This window comes from uncultured Cyclobacterium sp. (genome assembly GCF_963976465.1).
Classification (GTDB): Bacteria; Bacteroidota; Bacteroidia; order Cytophagales; family Cyclobacteriaceae; genus Cyclobacterium.
In genome coordinates, this window is sequence record NZ_CAXBOC010000492.1 from 1 (window position 1) to 4027 (window position 4027).

At 40.8% G+C, this 4027-nt stretch carries 1 protein-coding gene and 1 pseudogene; both read left to right on the forward strand.

What is annotated here, in order from left to right; all coding sequences use genetic code 11:
- Nucleotides 1-420: pseudogene (locus tag AAC037_RS20920) on the forward strand (heme-binding protein); the annotation flags it as partial.
- 184 nt (nucleotides 421-604) lie between these two features.
- Nucleotides 605-3907, forward strand: a complete 3303-nt coding sequence (locus AAC037_RS20925) for a HEAT repeat domain-containing protein (RefSeq protein ID WP_339905353.1) — start codon at nucleotides 605-607, stop codon at nucleotides 3905-3907.
- Nucleotides 3908-4027: the final 120 nt, after the last annotated feature.

Sequence of the window (4027 nt, forward strand, 5' to 3'; positions counted from 1 at the left end):
AAGGTTAAGGGCAGAAGGGTTTTCTTTCAAAACCAGAGTGCTCAATGCATGCGTTGCCATTCTTATGACGATTTTGGCGGTAATGCCGGGCCTCGATTAAATGGTGTCGCTAAGAGGTTGAATAGAAAAGAATTATTGGAAGCGCTTGTGGCCCCAAGTAACAAAATAGCCGATGGCTATGGAGCGGTAAGCTTAAAACTAAATGATGGTACAAGCGTTTCAGGAATAGTAGTGAAAGAAAGCGAAAAAGACATTGCTTTAAAAGTAGGCAATGAACCTGAAAAGATTATATCTAAAGAAAGCATTAGTGAGCGTACCAATGCCTTGTCGTCCATGCCAGATATGAAGGCCCTTTTGACCAAACGTGAAATTCGTGATTTAATTAGCTTCTTGGTTACTTTGGATAAAGAAGAACACTAACCTATTTCATTCACACAAGTAAAACAACACCTGTCATAATTTATATAGTATGTCCATGTTGAAAAATATTAAATTCAAAAAGCCATATAAAATTTTTAATTTTTTTCCTTTATATTTTATTCTAGGTTTATGCCTTACCGCGTGTAAATCAGATGAGCAGGCAGTTCCCCTTCAGATTAAATCCATGACAAAGGAAGGAGTAAAACAGCAAGCCTCAGCTATTGAAGCTTTGGTAAATCCTGAGTTTCATCAAGACCTAAATTTGGAATTATGGGCAGTAGATTCTTTGGTGGCAGACCCAATTTCTTTGCAAATCGATGATTCCGGTAACGCCATTTATTCAAAGACAAACAGAAGGAAAATTTCGGAGTTTGACATCCGAAGCCATCAGGACTGGGAAATAGCCTCCATTAGTTTTAAGAATGTAGCGGATCGAAAAGCATTTATCCATACAGAGCTTTCACCGGAGAATAGCGAAAAAAACGAATGGCTTCCTGATCTCAATAAGGATGGGTCCCATGACTGGAGAGACCTTACCATAGAAAAAGAAAATGTGTTTGAGGTCAAAGATACGGATAGGGATGGTAAAGCGGATCAGTCTCTTTTAATTGCCAGTGATTTTAATGAAGAGACTTCTGATGTTGCCGGGGCAGTATTAAAATATGATGATGCATTATTTGTTGGTGTTGCACCTGATCTTTGGAGAATGACTGATACCAACGGTGATGGTCTGATGGATAAAAAAGAATCATTGGCACATGGTTTTGGTGTTCACATTGGTTTTGGTGGACACAATATGTCAGGTCTGAAAGTGGGGCCTGAAGGTAAAATTTATTGGGGAATTGGTGACATTGGTTTTAGTGGTAATGACGATAAAGGAAACCTTTTGGATTTCCCCAATTGCTGGGTGATCGCACGGGCGAATCCTGACGGATCAGATTTTGAAATTTTCGCTTATGGGGTGAGAAATACCCATGAGTTTGATTTTGATGAATATGGAAATCTTATTAGTGTGGACAATGATGGAGACCATAAGGGGGAAAGTGAAAGGATTGTTTATTTAGTAGAGGGCTCAGATACAGGCTGGCGAATCAATTGGCAGTTTGGCAAATACCGTGATCCCAAAAACAATGGGTATAAAGTATGGATGGATGAAAAAATGCATCTGCCAAGAAACGAAGCTCAGGCAGCTTACTTTATTCCAACCATTGCCAATTATATCAATGGACCTACCGGTTTTCAATACAATCCGGGTACCGGCTTAGGAGAACAATGGAAAAATAAGTTTTTTGTCGCTGAGTTTGGGGGGAATGCTGCCAGATCTGGAATCCATGCTTTTGAGCTGAAACCAAAAGGTGCAGGATTTGAGATGGGAGAGACCCAACAAATATTAACAGGTATATTGGCCACAGGTATGGACTTTGCTCCTGACGGGGCCTTGTATTTTTCAGATTGGATTGATGGTTGGGTGAATAAAGGCTATGGGCGAATTTGGAAATTTACCGATGCAACTGCCAATTCAGCCATTAGAAAACAAACTGAAAATCATTTGGCAAAGAATTATTCTGAATTGCCTATAGAGGAATTGAGTACACTATTGAGTTTTGAAGACCAGCGGGTAAGACAAAAAGCACAGTTTGAATTGGCCAAAAGGGGAGGGGAAGGAATGGAAGTATTTAAAACTTCTTTGGCGCAAAAGAGTAATCAATTGGCAAGGGTGCATTCTATTTGGGGGATTTCCCAGTTGGCACGAAAAAAGGCCGACCATGCAGAGGCACTGATTCCTTATTTAAAAGACAGTGATGCTGAAATAGTAGCACAGGCAAGCAAGTGGCTTGGTGATTTGAAATATTCGGCAGCTGCTGAAAAAATTCTACCCTTACTTGGTTCCAAAGCCCCAAGGGTCCAATTTTTTGCTGCTGAGGCTTTAGGGAAAATGAAGTATAAAGCTGCTTTTGAACCATTGGTGAATTTGCTACAAGAAAATGACAACGAAGATTTGTATATCAGGCATGCTGCAAGTCTGGCGATTTCCAGATTGGCTGAGGCTTCTGCCATAGCGGATTTGTCCAAGCACCCTTCTGAAGCAGTTCGACTCGGAGCTGTCCTTGCGCTTAGAAGATTGAGCGATTCGGGAATTACAGCATTTTTAAAAGACGAAAATGAATACATAGTAGCGGAAGCAGCCAGAGCAATTAATGATGATTTCTCTATTGAAGCAGCCATACCGGAATTAGGCAAAATATTAAATACCACAAACTATACCTCTGAACCATTGTTAAGACGAGCTATTAATGCCAATTTGAGATGGGGTACAGAAGAAGGATTCAATAACTTATTGACCTATGCCAATGCGGCTCAGGCTCCCGAAGCCATGCGTGTGGAAGCCATCGCTGCCTTAAGTACTTGGACCTCACCATCTGTTCTAGATAGAGTTGATGGCTGGTATAGAGGAGAAGTGGAAAGAGACATTCAGGCTTTCCAGGCCTCAGCAGCTGAAATATTGATGGGCTTGAGCAAAAATAAAAGCCGAGAAATTAGAGAAGGAGCAGTCATTGCTTTAGGGGAACTGAAAATAGAAGCAGCCGCGCAACAACTATTGACCGTTTTATCAAATGATAAAGATCCGGCAGTAAGGGCAGAAAGTTTAAAGGCTTTGGCTAAAATTCCGGGTTCTCCCATGGACAAAGCAGTGGAAACAGCTCTTTCAGATAGCCAGAGAAGTGTCAGGGTTGCAGGTTTGGATTTATTGGAAGAATTGACCATTCCAGCTGAAAGAAAAGCCGCTCTTTTGGATGAAGTAATTCAGAAGAGGACGGTGGAAGAGCAACAAGCTGCAGTTAATACTTTAGCACGACTTGATCAAGAAAGTGCTAAGAACGTTTTTGAAAAATTATTGGCGCAATTTGAGGAGAATGAATTGCCTCAAGCCATTGAATTGGAGTTTTTTGAAGCCATGGAAACCAGAAAAGATGCGCAGTTAAAAGAGAGGTACAATCAAGTGCATGAGAACATGACACAGGACGATTTACTGGCCTCTTACAGCGGAAGTTTATATGGAGGGGACTTGGTGAAAGGACGAAAAATCTTCTTTCAACATGCCACAGCCCAGTGTATAAAATGTCATGCATATGATGATTTTGGAGGAAATGCTGGACCTAAATTAAACGGTGTAGGAGCCAGACTTACGAGAGAACAATTACTTGAAGCACTGATTGATCCAAGTAAGAGGCTTGCTCCCGGTTTTGGAGTGGTTACCCTTACCTTAGAGAATGACAAGAAGGTTGCAGGAGTGAAAATGGATGAAACTGAAGAAAACATTACTCTGAAAATGGGTAATCAACCCGACACCCTAATCATGAAGAATCAGATTCTGGAAAGAAAAGATGTACCTTCGAGTATGCCTGATATGAAACAGTTTTTGAGCAGAAGAGAGATCAGGGATTTGGTCAGTTTCTTGGTAACCCTGGAAGAGGACTTTAATTGATTGGGAAATTATTTATGAAAATAAAAAGCAGCAGGCCTCATTTTTCGTGAGGCCTGCTGCTTTTATTATAACTGAGGAATGAAGGGGGATTTATAAAGTCCCTTTGGTACTTGGAAGTTG

What these genes read in the sequence shown, in the direction of transcription:
- AAC037_RS20925 (WP_339905353.1), top strand. Translation starts at nt 605, where the DNA reads ATGACAAAGGAAGGAGTAAAACAGCAAGCCTCAGCTATTGAAGCTTTG.